This is a genomic window from Luteibacter pinisoli (genome assembly GCF_006385595.1).
In the GTDB taxonomy this organism is placed as follows: Bacteria; Pseudomonadota; Gammaproteobacteria; order Xanthomonadales; family Rhodanobacteraceae; genus Luteibacter; species Luteibacter pinisoli.
Window position 1 is genome coordinate 819857 of the sequence record NZ_CP041046.1, and the last position, 17024, is coordinate 836880.

General features: G+C 66.2%; 18 protein-coding genes. 9 read left to right on the forward strand and 9 right to left on the reverse strand.

Annotated elements, in window-relative coordinates:
* Positions 1-2: 2 nt before the first annotated feature.
* Positions 3-1307, reverse strand: coding sequence for a NupC/NupG family nucleoside CNT transporter (locus FIV34_RS03645; RefSeq protein ID WP_139979770.1), 1305 nt, complete (start codon positions 1305-1307; stop codon positions 3-5).
* Between the two features lie 112 nt (positions 1308-1419).
* Here FIV34_RS03645 and FIV34_RS03650 point away from each other — a divergent pair, with 112 nt between their 5' ends.
* A complete protein-coding gene (locus tag FIV34_RS03650; RefSeq protein ID WP_139979771.1) occupies positions 1420-2049 on the forward strand; it encodes a homoserine/threonine efflux transporter in 630 nt (209 codons plus the stop codon).
* Here the strand turns inward: FIV34_RS03650 and FIV34_RS03655 are convergent.
* From FIV34_RS03655 to FIV34_RS03665, 3 genes are all read right to left on the reverse strand, one after another.
* Positions 2046-2495 (reverse strand): MarR family winged helix-turn-helix transcriptional regulator, encoded by a 450-nt coding sequence (locus FIV34_RS03655; RefSeq protein WP_170207503.1) that lies wholly within the window; start codon positions 2493-2495, stop codon positions 2046-2048. The two genes, FIV34_RS03650 and FIV34_RS03655, sit on opposite strands and share 4 nt — an antisense overlap.
* A gap of 133 nt (positions 2496-2628) precedes the next feature.
* A complete protein-coding gene (locus FIV34_RS03660) occupies positions 2629-3267 on the reverse strand; it encodes a helix-turn-helix domain-containing protein (protein WP_170207504.1) in 639 nt (212 codons plus the stop codon).
* 260 nt (positions 3268-3527) lie between these two features.
* Entirely contained in the window at positions 3528-5183 is a 1656-nt protein-coding gene (locus tag FIV34_RS03665; protein ID WP_139979776.1) for an alpha-amylase family protein, read from the reverse strand.
* Positions 5184-5301: 118 nt separating this feature from the next.
* On the opposite strand from FIV34_RS03665, the gene FIV34_RS03670 reads away from it, so the two are divergent.
* The gene (locus tag FIV34_RS03670) at positions 5302-6900 is read left to right on the forward strand and encodes an alpha-amylase family glycosyl hydrolase (RefSeq protein ID WP_139979778.1); all 1599 of its coding nucleotides are present in this window, start codon (positions 5302-5304) and stop codon (positions 6898-6900) included.
* On the opposite strand, the gene FIV34_RS20895 is transcribed toward FIV34_RS03670, so the two are convergent.
* Positions 6863-7039 (reverse strand): hypothetical protein, encoded by a 177-nt coding sequence (locus FIV34_RS20895; RefSeq protein ID WP_170207505.1) that lies wholly within the window; start codon positions 7037-7039, stop codon positions 6863-6865. The two genes, FIV34_RS03670 and FIV34_RS20895, sit on opposite strands and share 38 nt — an antisense overlap.
* A gap of 16 nt (positions 7040-7055) precedes the next feature.
* Positions 7056-7973, reverse strand: a complete 918-nt coding sequence (locus FIV34_RS03675) for a hypothetical protein (RefSeq protein WP_139979780.1) — start codon at positions 7971-7973, stop codon at positions 7056-7058.
* Positions 7974-8252: 279 nt separating this feature from the next.
* Here FIV34_RS03675 and FIV34_RS03680 point away from each other — a divergent pair, with 279 nt between their 5' ends.
* Positions 8253-9431 carry an IS30 family transposase gene (locus tag FIV34_RS03680; RefSeq protein WP_139979782.1) on the forward strand — a complete coding sequence of 393 codons (1179 nt, stop codon included), beginning with the start codon at positions 8253-8255 and terminating at the stop codon, positions 9429-9431.
* A 229-nt stretch (positions 9432-9660) separates the two neighbouring features.
* Here FIV34_RS03680 and FIV34_RS03685 read toward each other — a convergent pair whose 3' ends face one another.
* Positions 9661-9933, reverse strand: a complete 273-nt coding sequence (locus FIV34_RS03685; protein ID WP_139979784.1) for a hypothetical protein — start codon at positions 9931-9933, stop codon at positions 9661-9663.
* A gap of 252 nt (positions 9934-10185) precedes the next feature.
* Positions 10186-10773, reverse strand: coding sequence for a helix-turn-helix domain-containing protein (locus FIV34_RS03695; protein WP_139979786.1), 588 nt, complete (start codon positions 10771-10773; stop codon positions 10186-10188).
* Positions 10774-11026: 253 nt separating this feature from the next.
* Here FIV34_RS03695 and FIV34_RS03700 point away from each other — a divergent pair, with 253 nt between their 5' ends.
* From FIV34_RS03700 to FIV34_RS03720, 5 genes are all read left to right on the forward strand, one after another.
* On the forward strand, positions 11027-12970 hold the full coding sequence (locus tag FIV34_RS03700) for a PAS domain-containing sensor histidine kinase (RefSeq protein ID WP_170207506.1): 1944 nt from the start codon (positions 11027-11029) through the stop codon (positions 12968-12970).
* On the forward strand, positions 12967-13602 hold the full coding sequence (locus FIV34_RS03705; protein ID WP_139979790.1) for a response regulator transcription factor: 636 nt from the start codon (positions 12967-12969) through the stop codon (positions 13600-13602). Before FIV34_RS03700 ends, FIV34_RS03705 begins: the two co-directional genes overlap by 4 nt.
* A 100-nt stretch (positions 13603-13702) precedes the next feature.
* Complete coding sequence (locus tag FIV34_RS03710) at positions 13703-14077, forward strand: response regulator transcription factor (RefSeq protein WP_139979792.1); 375 nt, start codon at positions 13703-13705, stop codon at positions 14075-14077.
* Positions 14078-14114: 37 nt separating this feature from the next.
* The gene (locus tag FIV34_RS03715; protein WP_139979794.1) at positions 14115-14888 is read left to right on the forward strand and encodes a YdcF family protein; all 774 of its coding nucleotides are present in this window, start codon (positions 14115-14117) and stop codon (positions 14886-14888) included.
* Positions 14889-14947: 59 nt separating this feature from the next.
* Positions 14948-15469, forward strand: a complete 522-nt coding sequence (locus tag FIV34_RS03720) for a hypothetical protein (protein WP_139979796.1) — start codon at positions 14948-14950, stop codon at positions 15467-15469.
* A gap of 65 nt (positions 15470-15534) precedes the next feature.
* Here the strand turns inward: FIV34_RS03720 and FIV34_RS03725 are convergent, their stop codons facing one another.
* The gene (locus tag FIV34_RS03725; RefSeq protein ID WP_139979798.1) at positions 15535-15996 is read right to left on the reverse strand and encodes a PA2169 family four-helix-bundle protein; all 462 of its coding nucleotides are present in this window, start codon (positions 15994-15996) and stop codon (positions 15535-15537) included.
* Positions 15997-16151: 155 nt separating this feature from the next.
* On the opposite strand from FIV34_RS03725, the gene FIV34_RS03730 reads away from it, so the two are divergent.
* Entirely contained in the window at positions 16152-16979 is an 828-nt protein-coding gene (locus FIV34_RS03730) for an SDR family NAD(P)-dependent oxidoreductase (RefSeq protein WP_139979800.1), read from the forward strand.
* The last annotated feature ends 45 nt before the right edge of the window (positions 16980-17024 follow it).

The window sequence follows — 17024 nt, forward strand, 5'->3', positions numbered from 1 at the left end:
GATCAGATGCGCTCCAGCACGCCGGCGATGGTCGCCGTCATGAAGGTGGCGATGGAGCCACCCAGCACGGCGCGCAGGCCAAGGCGGGCGAGGTCCGCGCGACGGTTCGGGGCCAGGCCGCCGATGCCGCCGATCTGGATGGCGATGGACGAGAAGTTGGCGAAACCGCACAGCGCATACGTGGCGATGAGGCGGCTTTCCGGCATCAGGTCGGGCAGGTGCTTGGCGAGGTCCGCATAGGCGACGAACTCGTTGATGACGACCTTCTCGCCGATGAAGCTGCCGACGATGGTGGCGTCATGCCAGGGCACGCCGATCAGCCAGGCCACCGGGGCCAGCACCCAGCCGAAGATGGTTTCGAGGCTGAAGACCACCGGATGGCCGGCGTTGGCCGACAGCCAGGCATTGATGCTGTGCTCACCGCCGAGCGTGCCGACCCACTGCACCGGGCCGTTGACCAGGGCGATCAGGGCGATGAACGCCAGCAGCATCGCGCCGACGTTCAGTGCCAGCTTCAGGCCATCGCCGGCGCCGGTGGCGGCCGCGTCGATGACATTGGCGGTGGTCTTCTCCACTTCCATCTTGACGGTGCCGCGGGTGAGCGGCTCCTGCGTCTCGGGGACGAGGATCTTGGCCAGCACCATGGTGGCCGGGGCGGCCATCACCGACGCGGTGAGCAGGTGCTTGGCGTAGAACATGCGCGAGGCCGGGTCGTCACCGCCCAGCATGGCCACGTAGGCCGCCATCACGGAGCCGGCGATATGCGCCATGCCGCCGATCATGACGGTCATGAGCTCTGCCTGGGTCATGCGCTCGATGTACGGCTTGATCGTCAGCGGGGCCTCGGTCTGGCCGATGAACACGCTGGCGCACACGCTGGTGGTTTCCGCACCCGACACGCGCATGACCTTGGTGATCACCCAGGCCATGCCCTTGACGATCTGCTGCATCACGCCGAGGTGGTACAGCACGCCGGTGAGGGCGGCAAAGAAAATGATGGTGGGCAGCACCTTCACGGCGAAGATGACGCCGAACTTGCTGGTATCGAGCAGGCTGCCAAAGATGAAGCGCGAGCCCACCTCGACGAAGTCGAGCAGGCGGACGAAGCCGGTGGCGATCGCGTCGAACACGTCCCGGCCCAGCGGCACCTTCAGCACGATGGCGGCGAAGATGATCTGCAGGGTGATGCCGGTGGCGACCAGCTTCCAGTCCACCGAGCGCTTGTTATTGGAGAAACAGAACGCGATGCCCACGAGCACCGCCAAACCAAACAGGCCAAACAGAACGTGGCCCAGCAGACCGAGCATGGTGACGTACCCCTTAGAAGGCCGGGGGTAGCCCCGTGACCGCTATAAAAAACGCGAGGTTACGTGAGGTGGACTTGTGGGGCAAGGGGCCAGCCCCTATACCCTTCACGACATGAATACCTTCCTCACCATCGCGATTGTCCAGCTCGTGGCCCTGGTCACGCCGGGCCCCGACTTCTTCTTTGTCAGCCAGCTGGCGGCCAGCCGCTCACGCCGCGAGGCGGCCGCGGGCGTGGTCGGCATCGCCCTGGGCGTGGCCGTGTGGGCCGCCCTGGCGCTGCTGGGCCTGCAGCTGCTGCTGCACCGCCTGGCCTGGCTGGAGCGGGGCATCGCCATCGCTGGCGGCGCCTACCTGTGCTGGATGGGCATCCAGATGCTCCGGGCATCGTGGAAGGCGAAGCCGGACGCGGCCCCGCCGGTGGTGGACGTGCGTGATTCCAGCCCCGGCCGGGCCCTGCTGCGCGGGTTGTTGACCAACCTGGCCAACCCCAAGGCCGCCATCTACTTCGCGTCGATCTTCTCGGCTTTCATCGGCGAGGGTGTCGACGCAGCCGCGCGCTGGGGCCTGTGGGCCATGGTCACGGCCGAGACCGCGCTGTGGTTCGGCGTCGTCGCTGCCATTTTTGCCCTGCCGGCCATGCGCCGTGGCTACGTCCGGGCGAGCCGCTGGATCGATGGCGGGGCCGGGGCGATCTTCACCCTGTTCGGCCTGCACCTGATCCTGGGCCGCCGCGCAGGTTAGTCGCGGTCGAGGTTCTTGCTGACCTGGGCGAGGCTTTCGGCCAGCACCATCAGGTGCGGGGCCCCCACCCCTTCCAGGGCCGCCCGGGCCACATCGGCGATCAGTGCGCGCACGCGTTCGGCCATGCGCTTGCCGGCCGGGGTGAGGCCGATGTCGACCAGCCGGCGGTCGTTGTCATTGCGCGTGCGCTTCATCAGCCCGCGCTCGATGCCGGCATCCACGGCGTGCGTCACCGTGCTGGCGTTGACGCCACAGGTGCTGGCCAGCTCGGTGGAGAACATGCTGCCGCGTGCGGCCAGCAGCAGGAGCATGTCGCCCTGCAGCGCGGTAATCCCGAACTCGCGCTGGGCGCGGCGGCCCACGGCGTCGCGCAGGCGTGAACCGGCGAGCATGAGGTCCCGGCCCAGGAGCAGGGGAGCGACGGGTGTGGTGGTCTCGCCGCTCATCGGGGTGCGGTTTCCGCGCTCATGGGTGGTTCCTGCCAGGGATAATATGGCGGCCATCATACGCAGCCAGCGCAAGAAGGGAATTGACTGAAAGCGGGTGGGTTTGGAAAAACCCCACGGCCTTTATGTTTTTTTACTCGGCCGCCCGTCGCCATGCCCCGGGCGGCATGCCGACCAGCCGGGCGAACACGCGGGTGAAGTGGCTTTGTTCGGCGAAGCCGCAGGCCAGGGCGATGTCGGCCAGCGACAGGCTGGTGGTCTGCAGCAGCTCGCGGGCCCGGGCAATGCGACGGTCCAGCAACCAGCGGTGCGGCGGCTTGCCCAGGCTGCGCCGGAACGCGCGCGAAAAATGGTTGACCGAGAGTCCGCAGGCGTCGGCCACGTCAGAGACGGGGAAGCTCTGGTCCAGCCGCTGCTCCATGAAGGCCAGAGCCCGGCGCTCCTGCCAGTGGGCCAGCCCGCCCCGGACCATGCCCGGGTCGTCGCGGACCGGCGCAGGGACGATCACCCGCAGGGCCATCGCCACGTGGGCCATCAGCGGCGCATTCGGTTCGTCGTTGCGCAGGGTGTCGAACAGCACCTGGGCCAGGCTGCGCACGGCGGGCGGGTGCACGATATCCGAGGCGCCAGGGGCGCGGCGGAACAGGATGGCACCGGCGCACGTGCCCGCCACGCCGACCGTGCGGTAGACGAGCAGGAGATCGTCGTCGGCGCCGTCGTCGGGGCCCAGCACGATTTCGGTCAGGGCGGACCGGTCACGTAACGCCTGCACGTGAGCCCCCTCGGAAGGGGATTCCAGGGCAGCCGAACGCTGCGCAAGATCGATGACAAGCGTGGGCGTGCGCGGAACGCTGACGGGGCAGGACATCTCGGCGCGGTACATGGCCGACCCTCACGGTATCGGATGAGGATCGAAGCATTGCGCACGCAAGGATCTACGACTACCCCCTAAAGGGGTAGAGGGTTCGTGAAATGTGCAATCGCTTGCATATTGTCCCGGGACATTTTCGCGCCTGACCGAATTTCGCAGATTCAGACACCGTCCACTTCCTTTCGATGCAGGATGTAGCCCAGGCCGCCCTCGCGAAACCATCGGTAGCCGTACGGCTCCAGCATGATCTGGTGATGGCCGTGCTCATCCGGCTTGCTGTGGTTGTCCGACAATACGTTGGTGAGCGGCGACGGCAGCACGAAGGCCACTTCCACGGGGGCATCCGCGAGGTTGTGCAGGAACACCACGGCATTGCCGCGCCACGTGTAGCGCACCATCAGCACCGCGTTGTCATCCAGCGGTAGCACTTCCACATCGCCCCAGGGGACCTCAAGGATCTCCTTGCGCATGCGCACCACGCGCTCCATCCAGTTCATGAAGGAACCCGGGTCGCGCCGCTGCTGGGCCACGTTGACGTGGGGGTAGCCGAACGGGCCGTCCTTGATCACCGGCGTGACCGGGCGCCTGGCGTCGGTAAAGCCGCCGTGCGGTTCCGTGGACCATTGCATGGGCGTGCGAGCGCACTCGCGTTCCGGCAGCGCGAGGTTATCGCCCATGCCGATCTCATCGCCGTAACGCAGTACCGGCGTGCCGGGCAGCGTGAGCATCAGGCTATAGGCCAGTTCCAGCCGGCGGCGGTCATTACGCAGCATCGGCGCCAGGCGCCGGCGGATGCCGCGGTCGTACAGCTGCATGTCCTTGTCCGGGCCAAACTCGGCAAACACGCGCTCGCGCTGCTTCGGGGTCAGGCGGCCCAGGTCCAGCTCGTCGTGGTTGCGCAGGAACAGGGCCCACTGGCCCGTCGCCGGCCGCGGCTTCGTTTTCAGCATCGCGGCCGCCAGCGGGCGCACGTCGCCGGAGGCCAGTGCGTAAAACAGGTTCTGGTTCACCTGGAAGTTGAACATCATCTGCAGGCGGTCGCCGTCTTCGCCGAAATATTCCAGGTCATCCTTCGGCAACACATTGGCCTCGGCCAGGATGATCGCGTCGCCGCGCCGCCACTGCAGCAGTTCGCGGAACGAGCGCAGCATGTCGAACTGCTCCTTCGGCTTGGGGACGTCCGCGCCCTTCGTGGCAATGACGAAGGGCACGGCATCCATGCGGAAGCCGGACACGCCCAGCTGGGTCCAGAAGCCCATGATCTTCAGGATTTCCGCCTGCACGTACGGGTTCGAGGTATCGAGATCCGGCTGGAAATCGTAGAAGCGATGGAAGTACCAGGCCTTCGCACGCTTCTCGTACGACCACGTGCTCTTCTGGACGCCAGGGAACACCATGCCTTCATCCGCGTTGGCCGGCCGCGTCTTCGACCACACGTACCAGTCGCGATACTTCGATGCCGGATCGCGACAGGCATCACGAAACCAGGGGTGCTGGTCCGAGGTATGGTTGACCACCAGGTCGATCAGCACGCGCATGCCACGCTGGTGCGCGGCATGCGTGAACTCCACGAAGTCACCCAGCGTGCCAAAGCGCGGATCGACATTGTAGTAATCGGAAATGTCATAACCGCCGTCGCGCCCCGGCGAGGTCTGGAAGGGCATCAGCCAAACGGCGGTGACGCCCAGGCCTTGCAGGTAATCCAGCCGGCGGCCGAGGCCCTGGAAGTCGCCCACACCGTCGCCGTTGGAATCCTGGAAGGTGGCGACGGAAAGGCAGTAGATGACGGCGTTCTTGTACCAGAGGTCGTTGATCATGACGGCAGCCGGTGCAGGGGTTGGGGCCAGCCTACCCGCGCCCGCGTGAAGGCGTTTCCTACACATGCCAGCGGTAAGGCTCGGGGAGTGACATGGCAGGGACAGGCGAGGAGGCAGCGTGAGCGAGCGTGTGTGGTGGCGCGATGGCGTGGTGTACCAGGTGTATCCGCGTTCGTTCGCCGATGCCAACGGCGACGGCATCGGCGACCTGGAGGGTATCCGCGGCAAGCTTTCCTACCTGGCGAGCCTGGGCGTCGATGCCTTGTGGATCTCGCCGGTCTATCCCTCGCCCATGGCGGATTTCGGCTACGACGTCAGCGATTATCGCGGCATCGATCCCCTGTTCGGCGACATCGAGGCCATGGATGCCCTGATCCACGATGCGCACGGCATGGGCCTGAAAGTGATCCTGGACTTCGTGCCGAACCACAGCTCCGACGAGCATCCGTGGTTCCGCGAAAGCCGGCGCTCGCGCGACAGCGCGTTTCGCGACTGGTACCTGTGGCGCGACCCGGCGCCCGATGGCGGGCCGCCGAACAACTGGCTGTCGAACTTCGGTGGCAGCGCCTGGACCTTCGACGCACCGACGGGGCAGTACTACCTGCACCTGTTCCTCGACAAGCAGCCCGACCTGAACTGGCGCAACCCGGTGGTCCGCGAGGCCATGTACGACGCGATGCGCTTCTGGCTGCGCCGTGGCGTGGATGGCTTCCGCGTGGACGTGATCTACCACGTGATGAAGGACGCCGGGTTCCGCGACAACCCACCCAACCCGGACTACCAGCCCGGCGTGGACGCCGAAGCCCACCGCCAGCTACCTGTCCACACCGCCGACCTTCCCGAAGTGCAGGGCGTGGTGGCGGCGATGCGCTCGGTGGTGGACGAATTCCCCGACCGGGTGCTGATCGGCGAAATCTACCTGCCGCTGGACCGCATCGTCGCGTACTACGGGCAGAACCTCGAAGGCGCCAACCTGCCCTTCAATTTCCTGCTGATTGGCGCCCCATGGGAAGCGCGCTTCATCGGCGGCCTGATCGAACGCTACGAGGCCGCCTTGCCGAAGGGCGGCTGGCCAAACTGGGTGCTGGGCAACCACGATAAGCCGCGCATCGCCTCGCGCGTGGGCGATGCACAGGCACGCGTGGCCGCCGTGCTGCTGCTCACGCTGCGCGGCACGCCAACGATGTACTACGGCGACGAGATCGGCATGCACGACGTCGCCATTCCGTTCGCCGATGTCCGCGATCCGTTCGAGCGCAACGAGCCCGGCAAGGGCCTGGGTCGCGACCCGCAGCGCACGCCGATGCGCTGGTTCCCGCGCGAGGGCGCAGGCTTTACCCGGGGCATCCCGTGGCTCCCGCTGGGCGATGCCGTCGCGACCATCAACGTCGACTCGCAGCAGCACGAACCCGATTCGTTGCTGACGCTATATCGCGCGTTGCTGGCGCTGCGCAGGGAGCACACCGCCCTGAGTCGCGGCGCGATCAAGGTGCTCGACTGCAACGATGCCGTGCTTGTCTACGAGCGTTTCGATGACACCGGGAGCTTCACCGTCGCGTTGAATTTCTCGGATAACGACGCGGCAATGCCGGTATCCCTTGCAGGCGAGCTCGTGCTCTCCACCTATGGCGAAGGCGATGCCCAAGCCACGACACTGCGTGCCAACGAAGCGCGCGTGCTCAGATCACCCAGCGCGCGATCGCCAGGACAACGATGACCACCACGGCGAAGACGATGATGTGGCGTGTGTACGCGCCGCCCGACACGCCGCCGTCGTAGCTCGCGTCGTCATAGTCGTGCGACGCGTCGCGCGGATGACGGATAAAGGGCAGGCGGAAACGGCGTTTTCGGGGCATGGCGCTCTACGGGGTGTCAGGTGGCGACGCGCGACGTGTTCTTCAGCTCTTCGAGGATATCCGGGCCGCGGACGTCGATATGGTCGAGATTATCAATGTAGAAGCGTACGAACGGCTTGTCCGCATCTTTCGGCATCCACGGTTTCGCCCACGTGAAAACGACGCAATACCCATCGTGTTCCGCGATGATCTTGTCCAGGCGCGCACGCAGCAGCTTGCGCACCGGGTAGGCATCGATGTCTTTGGCGGCCAGCGTCATCGTTGGCTTCAGTAGTTCGTCGCCATGCCGGAAGGGACGGGTAAAGCGCAGGTAATAGCCGCCATCCTTCGTCGCCCGCAGCGACGCCGTCCCCCACCACACGGCACGCGTTTGCCCATGGTCCGCCACCTTCTGCCGGTAGACGTTGCGAAACAGCACGTCGTAGGTGGTCGTCTCGCCGCCGATGGTGACCGTGGCCACATCGAGGTCTTTGTCGCGCCGGTGCTCCAGGAACTTCTGCACCAGCGACGAGAGACGGTAGTAGTGGCTGGGCCGGGGCGGGGAGGGCGCGGTGCCTGTCGCAGCGGCGCGTACCCGGGCAGGCGAAGCCGTACCGGAGGCCGACGTCCGCGCGGGTGCACGGTGGAAATGGCCGGCGGGGCGTTCGGCTTCGAATACATCCGGACCGCGCTCCTTTGGCTCACCGCCGCGGCCGTGGACGACTTCGCATGTGGCGGCGTGGTCTTCGAGCCGGTGTGAGCGGTAGTAGGGCCGGATGAGAAGGGTCTGTTCGGCTTTTTTGAGGCAGGCGCAGGTGAGCGGGGCGTGGCAGCCGGTACCGACACAGGTGAACCGCGGCTCGTCGCCGAGGAGTTCGGCCCAGTAGAGCTCGTAGGCGCGTTCGGCGCTTAGGGGTTCGTCGCGGTCGGGGAGCAGGGCTTCTTCGATGGACACGGGCGGTTGCCTTGCGAGGTATCCGGAGGATATCTCACTTGGGTGGCTCGCCTTCGGCATCGCGGGGGGGCCCGGACGTGGTCGCACGAGAGCCCTCGGCGCCCACCCTCGCTGCTCAGACAACGCTCTGCGTTCGAAAGGGAGAGCCGCTACGCGGCTGATTTTCTTATTGGCCTACGGCCGCGAACCGGTGGCTGGGCGGGGGTTTTCGACACGGCTTCCGGCGATCTCAGCTGGTCGATGCAACACCGTAGTCTGGTCAGGACGGAGGTGGGCATCATGAGCAGAACAGTTCGGCTATGGCGTCATTTGTCGACGGCGGATCGCGAGCGTATCTGGACAGATTGGCAAGCCGGGGTGTCTCCCAAGGCCATCGCCCGGCTGCTGGAGCGGGACGGCGCCCTCATCTATTACGTTTTGAGTCGGCGTGGAGGCTTTGCACCGCCACCGCGCAAGCGATCCGCTCGGACCCTTCAGCTGACTGAGCGTGAGGAGATCTCACGAGGCTTGTGCCAGGGCCATTCCCTGCGCCGTATCGCCCAGACGCTGGGGCGGGCGCCGTCCAGCATCTGTCGCGAGGTGGGGCGCAATGGCGGCCGTGACGGCTATCGCGCGGCGGAGGCCGATCAGCGCGCCTGGACGCATGCCCTGCGCCCCAAAGAGTGTCTGCTCGCTCGCCGCGGCGCACTTCGCCGTGTGGTCGCCAGCAAGCTGGCCCATCGTTGGGCACCACAACAGATCAGTGGGTGGCTTGCCCGGCGCTATCCGGACGACGACAGTATGCGGGTGTCCCACGAGACCATCTACCGCAGCCTGTTTATCCAGACACGGGGAGTGCTTAAAAAGCAGCTTCTGGCGCATCTTCGTACGCGCCGATCGGTGCGCTATCCGCTGGCCCAGGGACGCCACGGAAGGGCCCGCAAGGGTGGCCGTAGCCTGACCCCCGACGCCCTGAGGATCAGCGAGCGCCCCGCCGACGCGGACGATCGGGCGGTACCAGGGCACTGGGAGGGTGACCTGCTCGCTGGCACGCTCAGCTCGCATATCGTCACGCTCGTCGAGCGGCGATCACGCTTCGTAATGCTGATAAAAATTCCCGCGCGTGACAGCGAGACCGTGGTCGACGCCGTCGCGAAGCACATCCGCCGGCTACCGGCCCAGCTGAGGCGCTCGCTGACCTGGGATCGCGGCCCGGAGATGTCCCAGCACCAACGATTCAAGCTGGCAACCAACGTGCAGGTTTACTTTTGCGACCCGCACAGCCCGTGGCAGCGCGGATCCAACGAGAACACCAACGGCTTGCTTCGCCAGTACTTCCCGAAGGGGCAGGACCTGAGCCATTACACCCAGGCTCAGCTCAACGCCGTGGCCAAGGAGCTGAACCAGCGACCGCGGCAAACTCTGGACTTCCAGACCCCGGCAGAGGTACTAAATCAAACCGTTGCATCGACCAGCTGAGATCGCCGGAAGCCGTGTCGAAAACCCCCGCCCAGCCACCGGTTCGCGGCCGTAGGCCAATTAGGTAAACCAGCCGCGTAGCGGCTCTCCTTTTCGAACGCAGAGCGTTGTCTGAGCAGCGAGGGTGGGCACCCAGGGCTCCTCTGCGACAGAGTCAGAGCGCTAACGCGATGCCGAAGGCGAGCCCACCCAATGCGAAGGCGAAGCCGAGCCCAATCGCAGCACTAACTCAGAATGCTCCAAACCCATGCGAAGGCTCGAGCGCAAGATCCTCGCGAACACGTCGCAGGAAATCCAACACATCCGCATACCGACCCATCGCCACCAGTGTTTCAGCCGTGTAACGCTCCAGCGTCGCAATCGGCTCATCCCGATACCACGCAATACGAGCCGCCTCATCCGGCTCGATACGCGAAGCCTCGCGCAACACATGCCACGCATGCGCCTTGCTCGCAGGAGCCGGCAAGGCAGGGCGGAACTCGACGATCGGGGCGTACGACATACGGATAAACCTCGACGTAGTGGCGCCAGGGGCGGCATCCACACAAGACCTCGATGGCAAACTGCCTGCGTTCCCTGTCTAGACCCTTTCGAACAGGAGCGGTTCCCTGGCCAGGGGCTCATTCCCTACGAGTGACCTGTCGCCGCAGGCGCGCGCGACACAGGTACAAGCGTAGCCATCAAACGCGTGCCCGATCTTGTGCCGGAAGACACGGCACGGGCCGCGCCCACAGGCTGTTCGGTTAGTACTTACTCAAGCTTCCTGCCATTGCGAACGGCGCCAGTGGCTCGGGCTCTGGCCCACCAGGCGACGGAACAGGTTGCACAGGTGCGCCTGATCGGAAAGGCCGCAGGCGAGGGCAATCTGGCTGAGCGGCTCGCGGGTCTGCAGCATCAGCTGCTGGGCCCGCTCCACGCGCTTGCGCATGATGAAGGCATGCGGCGGCTCGCCGAAGGTGTCCTTGAACGCGCGGCAGAAGTAGCTGCTCGACAGCCCGGCCAGGGTGGACAGGTGGTCGATGGTGATGGCGAAGCCGAGGTTCTCGTCCACGTGGGCGGCCACGCGTCGTGCCTGCCACGGTGCCAGGCCCGCACCTACACGGCGGCGGATCGTGGCCGGGACGGAGGGGGCCGGCGCTTCGGCATGCTCGAGCAACGCGGCAACCCGGGCGACGCAGGCGCGGGTGGTGGCGAGGTCGGTTTCAACCGCCGTTAGCGCCTGCTCCAGCAGACGCGCTACCGTGGGCTCGTCGTGGGGGGTGGTCAGGGCGAACGTATTCAGGGCGTGCACCGTCTCGGCGGCAGGGCTGGGCGAGGCGTAGGCGTTCGATTCGTAGCGCATGGCGGGCTCCACTAAGGGGGCGGGGGCATGGGCACGTCGCCCATCGTTGCAGCCTATGCGCGAGAGGGGGGTGTACTGAATTCTACGTTGGGCTCTGGGGGCCCATACCTAAGGATGATTTGGAGGTTTGACACCTTTCTTGTAACGGTCGTGCCGTAACGGTCAAAAACCATCACCGGCGTGCAAGACTGCCATGACGGGTTTTAGACACGATTCTGGCCGAATCTGTATAAGCATGCGCCGCGAGCCAACGATGCCCCGAACGAACGCCCTGACCCACGCACACCGCGGGACCCTTATCGGTCCCCGTCGTGGTGCGTCCGCCTGGCTGTCCGTGGCGGGTACGTTACTTGCCGTGGCGGTATTCGTCGTGGATACCTTCACCCCGCTCCAGGGTGCCGTGGCGGTGGTGTATCTCGTGGTGGTGCTGCTGGTCGCGGCGGCGGGCGGGCGCACCTCCATCCTGGGTGCCGTGGCCAGTTGCTGCGTGCTGACGATTGCCTCGTACGTGCGCGGCCACGGCTGGCCCGAGCCCGATGCGGCCTTCCTGCGCTGCCTGGTGAGCCTCTCGGCGATCATCGTCACCGGCGTGCTGGCGATGCGCGCTCGCAAGCGCATGGCCACGATCATCCGCCAGGCCAGCCTGCTCGACCTCACTCACGATTCGATCTACGTGCGCGACACCGACGACGTCATCGTCGAGTGGAACGGGGGCGCCGAAGCGCTGTACGGCTGGACGGCAGGCGAGGCCATCGGCCGTCGCGCCAGTGAGCTGCTCGCCACCGCCTTCGCCGGCAACCGCGCGGACATGGACGCCGAGCTGTTTTCCGAGGGCCGCTGGGAAGGTGAACTGATCCAGCAGCATCGTGACGGCCGGATCGTCCTCGTCGAGGCGCGCTGTGCGCTGCTGCGCGACGCGGCCGGGCGCGCGCAGCAGATCCTCGAAGCCGGCACCGACATCACCGCCCGCCGTGCGGCGGACGCGGCGCTGGCCGAGAGCGAGCGCCGCTACCGGGCCATCTTCGAAAGCTCGCGTTTCGCCTTCTGGGAAGAGGACTACACGCTGGTGGTCGAGCGCATCCACGTGCTGCGTTCGCAGGGTGTCGTGGACCTCGCCGCGTATATCGAGAAGCACCCGTCGTTCGTGCGCGATGCGTGCGCGCTGACGATGGTGACGGACGTCAACGCCGCTACCGTGCGCATGCTGGGTGCGCGCCACCGCGATGACCTGATCGGCCCGCTGGACCGCTTCCTGCCGGGCAGCGACCGCACGTTCGGCCAGGTGCTGGTGACCCTGTTCGAGGGCTCCGGGACGGCCGAAGGCGAAACCCACCTGATCAACCTGAAAGGCGAGCGCCTCAACGTGCTGTTCGCCGTGAGCATGCCCGCGGGCCCTTCGCGCTATGACCGCGTGCTGGCCAGCGTCGTCGACATCACCGAACGCAAGCGCACCGAGCATGCGCTGATGGCCATGCAGTCCGAGCTGGCCCAGGCGGCGCGCGTGACGGCGCTGGGCGAGATGAGCGCCACCATCGCGCATGAAGTGAACCAGCCGCTGGCGGCCATCGTGACCCATGGCGAAGCGGCGTTGCGCTGGCTGCGTCGTGGCGAACCGGACCTGGGCGAAGCCTGCGATGGCATCGAGCGGCTGGTACGCGACGCGCGGCGGGCCAGCGACGTGGTCAACCGCGTGCGCAGCGTGGCCAGCAAGGAACCCCGCCAGCACGTCCGGTTTGACCTGCGTGCCCTGGTCGAAGAGTGCGCGCTGCTGCTGGATGGCGACATGGCCCGCCACCGGGTCGGCTTCACCATCGACATTGACCGGGCGGCGCCCATGCCGCGAGGCGACCGGGTGCAGCTGCAGCAGGTGGTGCTGAACCTGATGGGCAATGCCATCCGCGCCATGGGCACGGTACCGGGCCGTCGCGAGCTGACCCTGAGCGCCCGGGCCACCGGCGGCGAGAGCCTGCTCATCGAAGTGGAAGACACCGGCACCGGCATCCCGGACGACATCGCCGCCAGCCTGTTCGATGCGTTCGTATCCACCCGGGGCGGTGGCATGGGAATGGGGCTTGCCATCTGCCGCTCGACCGTGGAATCTCATGGCGGGCGCCTTTGGGCGACCAATCGCCCTGAGGGGGGAGCGACCTTCCATTTCACGCTGCCGGTAACGGTGGCCGAGGAGGCCCGCGCATGAATCGTCCGATGCCCGCCGTGGTCCAGGCGCCGATCGTCTGTGTCGTGGACGATGACCTGGCCGTGCGGGAGGCCCTGGCATCGCTGTTCCGCTCGGTCGGCCTCTCCGTGGCCACCTTTGGCAGCGCCGCCGATTTCCTTGCTCGCGAGGACGCCACGGCACCGGGCTGCCTGGTGCTCGATGTCCGCCTGCCGGGGGTGAGTGGCCTGGATTTCCAGGCGCAGCTCTCGGCGATGGCGAACCCGCTGCCCATCGTCTTCATGACCGGCCACGGCGACATCACCATGTCCGTCCGCGCGATGAAGGCCGGTGCGCTCGATTTCCTGGCCAAGCCCTTTCGCGACCAGGACATGCTCGATGCCGTGTCCGCCGCGATCGAGCGCGATGCCGCCGGGCGCCGCGATGCCGACGCGCTGTCCTCCGTCCGAACGGCCTACGCGTCGCTGACCCCGCGCGAGCGGGAAGTCATGCACCACGTGACGGCCGGCCTGATGAACAAGCAGGTGGGCGCGCTGCTCGGGCTTTCCGAGATCACGGTGAAAATCCATCGCGGTAACGTCATGCGCAAGATGGGCGTGCGTTCCCTCGCGGATCTCGTCCGCCAGGCCGAGGCCCTCGGCTCCCAAGCCTGAACGCCAGCCCGGACCGCACACTTCCGTATGATTCCCATCCGCCGACGGCGGGCGCACTGTACCCCGACACCGCTGTGGGCGCGTGACGAGGATCACAGGTTTGGCCGCGAACAGGATTGTGGCGATCGTTGACGATGATGACGCGGTGCGCCAGGCCACCGTGAGCCTTGTCCGGTCGCTGGGACACGAAGCACGGGGCTTTGCCTCCGCCGAAGACTTTCTCCGCCCGGGTTGCGACGAGGGCGTCGACTGCCTCGTCACCGACGTGCACATGCCAGGCATCGACGGCACGGCCCTGCAGCGCCGGCTGCTTGATCGGGGTCGCACCTATCCCATCGTCTTTGTGTCCGGGTTCCCGGACGATTCGGTGCGTAACAGCGTGATGGCGGCCGGCGCATTCTGCTACCTCGGCAAGCCCTTCGTCGGCGATGCCCTGGTGACCTGCCTGGAGCGCGCCTTGGGCGCTGGGGCATAGGTTTTGTTTTCATGGGGGTCTGATACGCTCCGGCCCCATGATCCTTATCCTGCTGCTCATCCTGGTTCTCATCGCGGCCCTGCTGGGCTGGCGTCGCCGCCGCCGGGCCGCTATCGGCATGTGCGTGCTCGCCGTGGCCTGGCTGTTCTTCGCCGGCTGCGGGCCACTGGCCGGCTGGCTGCTCGGCAGCCTGCAGTCGGGTTTCTCGCCGGAGGTGTCCGGGTGGGGGCAGCGCAACGCGATCATCCTGCTGGGCGCCGGTACCGTGCGCCCCGAGGCGGGCGTGGTCGAACCCAACCTGTATGCCGACGGCCGCATCCTTCGCGCCACCGAACTGTACCGGGCGTGCAAGGCCACGGGCGCGGACTGCAAGGTCGAAGTCAGCGGTGGTGACGCGGCGCATAACGGCCGTGCCGAAGCCGATACGTATGCCATCACCCTGGACAGGCTCGGTGTGCCGCGTGCGGACATGATTCTCGAATCGCGCAGCATGAACACGTTCCAGAATGCGCAGAACAGCCGCCCGCTGCTGATGACCTACGGCGCGGACAAGGTCGTGCTGGTGTCGTCCGCCATCCACCTCAAACGCGCGGTGCTGTACTTCGCCCACTTCGGCATGCGCGTCGAGCCCGTGCGCGGGGATTACGTGACGGCCCGCTACGACTGGCTCCCCGGCACCGAAAACCTTTTCTTCGCGGATTTTGCCCTGCATGAATACGTGGGCGTGTGGCGTTACCACGTCTATAACGCCCTGGGCTGGAACGCACCGCGGATTCCTGAAGAAAACGTGAGCACGCAGACACATAGCTAACATTTGGCCCTTTATGCTGGCTCACCGTCCAGCCACGGACCGCACCCAAGGAGATGCCTGTGAAGTCCCGTTACATTCTCGCCGCGCTGCTGGCCACCGCTTCGATCGCTCCCGTCACGTTTGCCCAGGAGGCCGCACCGCCTGCCGCTGGCAACCCGGCATCGCAGATTCCGCCGGCGGATCGCGCCGCGATCCAGAACTACAACCTCAATGACGACGTGTTCAACCGTCTCGTTGCGGTCTCGAAGGAAGCGAAGGCCCAGGGCATCAAGCCGAAGGATGCGCAGACGGATTTCTCGAAGATCCACTCGCTTGACGACCTGGCCAAGACGGTGACGGATTCCGATAAGCGCATCGGGCCCCTGATCCAGAAGAATGGTTTCACCCCCCGCGACTTCATGCTGGCCAACCTTGCGCTGACCAACGCGGCGATTGCCTCGGAAGCGAAGAAGAACCCGCAGATGGCCCAGTACGTGGACCAGTCGAAGGTGAACCAGAAGAACGTGGCGTTCTATGAGTCGCACAAGGCGCAGATCAACCAGCTGATGGCTGAAGACGACGCGCAGCCGGGCGCCCAATAATCGCCTGGTGATCGATGCACAAAAAAAGGGCGCGCTCCCGCGGGAGCGCGCCCTTTTTGCTTTCCTTAGTTCGTACCGTGCAGCGCGTGCTTCAGGTCACGCATCTGGTCATGGCCGCTCTTGACCGACACATACGCCTCGTTGATCAGCGAACGCGTGCCCGCGGTCACGTCCGTATCCTTCAGGGCGTCTTCGTACTTCGCCTTGATGTGATCTTCGCCGCGCTCGACTTCGTCGACCACCGCGGTGTCATCCTTCGAGCCGACCTTCGCACGCAGTTCAACGAACATGCGATGCGCCTTGGCCAGCACGGTGCCATCGTCTTCCGGGTTGCCACCCAGCGAACGCACCTGCTGCTGCAGGCGCTGCGTCACCTGGCGGCGCTCGGCCGCGCGCTGCTGGAACGATGCGGCATAACGGGTGTTGTGCGCATCCTTCGCGGCTTCGCCATAGCCTTCGGCACTGTCGATGGTCGTTTCAATAAGGTTATTAAGCACCTTGATGTCGTGTTCGGTCGTGGCTGTCATGGGCGTTGGCTCCTTGTTGGTGGGTGCCCAGCATCGCTTCCGGGTGTGGCTGCACGGTGTGAATGTCGCGTGGCCCGCGCAAACACGAAGTGCGTGCGTTCATGCTCGCGGCAGGCATACTCTTTCGTCACGCTATCTGCCCACAGGACACAGCCATGGCATCCAATCGCCGCGCACTCATCACGGGCGCATCCGCCGGCATCGGCGAAGCCTTCGCGCGTGAACTGGCCCGACGTGGCTTTGATGTCGTGCTCACCGCGCGCCGCACCGACCGGCTTGAATCGATTGCCGCGGAGTTGCGCGAGCGGCATGCCATCGAAGCCGTGGTCGCGCCGCTCGATCTCGCGCGTGCTGACGCCGCGGAGGCCCTGGTCGCCGCACTCGACGCGCAGGGCCTGCACATCGACGTGCTGGTGAACAACGCGGGTTACGGTCTCACCGGCTATCTCGACGAGCAGCCGTGGGAGGCGCATGCGGCGTTCATCCAGGTGCTGATGACGGCCCCCACCGAGCTCGCGTGGCGCCTGCTTCCCGGGATGAAGGCGCGTGGCTACGGCCGCATCATCAACGTGGCCTCGCTGGCCGGCCACGTGCCCGGTTCCGCCGGGCACACGCTGTATGCCGCCTCCAAGGCGTACCTCATCAAGTTCTCGCAATCACTGGCGCTTGAGACGAAGGGTACCGGGGTCCACGTCACCGCCCTGTGTCCCGGTTTCACCCTCTCCGAATTCCACGACGTGAACGGCTCGCGCCCCCTGGTCTCGAAAATGCCGGGCTTCATGTGGATGGACGCCCCGACGGTGGCCCGGGAGGGGATGGATGCCGTGGAGGCGGGCAAGGCCGTGTACGTGAACGGCCGGGTCAACCGGCTGATCAAGGGGCTGTTCAAGCTGCTGCCGGACGCCCTGGCCCTGAAGATGGTGGAGCGCCAGGGCGGCCGGTTCCGGGTGCATGGGGAGGGCGTGGGGCAACCGCCCGCCTGATCCATGACCTCTGGCATACGCCCGGCGCGGTGCCGGGGGCTAGCC

Bases quoted from the DNA above. Each gene is read 5' to 3' on its own strand.
- FIV34_RS03645 (WP_139979770.1), bottom strand. From the start codon at position 1,307: ATGCTCGGTCTGCTGGGCCACGTTCTGTTTGGCCTGTTTGGTTTGGCG.
- FIV34_RS03650 (WP_139979771.1), top strand. From the start codon at position 1,420: ATGAATACCTTCCTCACCATCGCGATTGTCCAGCTCGTGGCCCTGGTC.
- FIV34_RS03655 (WP_170207503.1), bottom strand. From the start codon at position 2,495: ATGAGCGGCGAGACCACCACACCCGTCGCTCCCCTGCTCCTGGGCCGG.
- FIV34_RS03665 (WP_139979776.1), bottom strand. From the start codon at position 5,183: ATGATCAACGACCTCTGGTACAAGAACGCCGTCATCTACTGCCTTTCC.
- FIV34_RS20895 (WP_170207505.1), bottom strand. From the start codon at position 7,039: ATGCCCCGAAAACGCCGTTTCCGCCTGCCCTTTATCCGTCATCCGCGC.
- FIV34_RS03680 (WP_139979782.1), top strand. From the start codon at position 8,253: ATGAGCAGAACAGTTCGGCTATGGCGTCATTTGTCGACGGCGGATCGC.
- FIV34_RS03685 (WP_139979784.1), bottom strand. From the start codon at position 9,933: ATGTCGTACGCCCCGATCGTCGAGTTCCGCCCTGCCTTGCCGGCTCCT.
- FIV34_RS03695 (WP_139979786.1), bottom strand. From the start codon at position 10,773: ATGCGCTACGAATCGAACGCCTACGCCTCGCCCAGCCCTGCCGCCGAG.
- FIV34_RS03700 (WP_170207506.1), top strand. From the start codon at position 11,027: ATGCCCCGAACGAACGCCCTGACCCACGCACACCGCGGGACCCTTATC.
- FIV34_RS03705 (WP_139979790.1), top strand. From the start codon at position 12,967: ATGAATCGTCCGATGCCCGCCGTGGTCCAGGCGCCGATCGTCTGTGTC.
- FIV34_RS03715 (WP_139979794.1), top strand. From the start codon at position 14,115: ATGATCCTTATCCTGCTGCTCATCCTGGTTCTCATCGCGGCCCTGCTG.
- FIV34_RS03725 (WP_139979798.1), bottom strand. From the start codon at position 15,996: ATGACAGCCACGACCGAACACGACATCAAGGTGCTTAATAACCTTATT.
- FIV34_RS03730 (WP_139979800.1), top strand. From the start codon at position 16,152: ATGGCATCCAATCGCCGCGCACTCATCACGGGCGCATCCGCCGGCATC.